The organism is Methylobacterium sp. WL116 (assembly GCF_008039455.1).
In the GTDB taxonomy this organism is placed as follows: Bacteria; Pseudomonadota; Alphaproteobacteria; order Rhizobiales; family Beijerinckiaceae; genus Methylobacterium.
Genome location: NZ_VRUV01000960.1, coordinates 1 through 872 on the forward strand (window position 1 = coordinate 1; position 872 = coordinate 872).

Annotated in this window: 1 protein-coding gene; it reads right to left on the reverse strand. The window is 74.4% G+C overall.

Translation table 11 applies throughout. From position 1 onward, the window contains the following. The coding region (locus tag FV223_RS28770; RefSeq protein ID WP_147730014.1) for a PucC family protein at nucleotides 1-872 on the reverse strand (872 nt) is incomplete at both ends.

Genomic DNA, 872 nt, shown 5'->3' on the forward strand with positions numbered 1-872 from the left:
CCGCGCCCCACACGCCCATGCGCGTGCCGCGCTCGGCCTCGCCGCCGGCGCCCGCGAGCCCCATCATCGAGCCGATCGCGGCGACCGCGAAGACGCCGTTGAACAGGCCGAGGCCGAAGACCACGGCGCGCAAGGGAAACTCCGGCCCGACGAGGCCGCCGGCCGCGATCCCGACGAGCATCGCGCCGGAGCCGGCGCAGCCCAAGGCCGTCCAGAGCTTGAGCGAGCCGAGCCAGGGTCCGCCGACGCCCATGGTGAGACCCGCGACCAGCAGCATCCCGGCGAGCACGCCGCCGTGCTGGAGGCCGGCGAGCTTGGTGGTGGTGCCCGGCGTCATCGCGAAAACGAGGCCGGCGAACGGCTCGAGGATCAGCTCCTGGGCGCTGTAGGCCAGCATCGCCACGAAGATGAACACGGTGAAGCGGCGCGAGGCCGGCTCGGACCAGACCTTGGCGAGCACCGCCCGGAACGGCGCCTTCGCAGAGCCGGCTGTCTCCGATCGCACCGGCGCGACGGTTGGCTCGACCCCGCGCACGGCCAGGCACGCGAGGGCGAACGCCGCGAGCGACACGGTGCCGGAGACCGCGACCAGGCGCGCGCCGGAGAACGGATCGAGGAAGTGCCCGGCCAGCGGCGCCGTGACCGCGAAGCCGGCGATCATCATCACCCAGACGATGGTGGCGGCGGCACCCCGGCGCCGATCCTCGACGCCGGTGGCGAGCAGGACGAGGAGCGAGGTTCCCGCCGCGCCCGCGCCGATGCCGACGGAGAAGAAGGCGAGGATCGCGAGCGAAAGGCCGGCGGGGAGGTTCGTCTCGGCGAGCGCCGTCGCCGCCGCGGCGAGGAAGCCGCCGAGCGCCAGAGCGGCCATG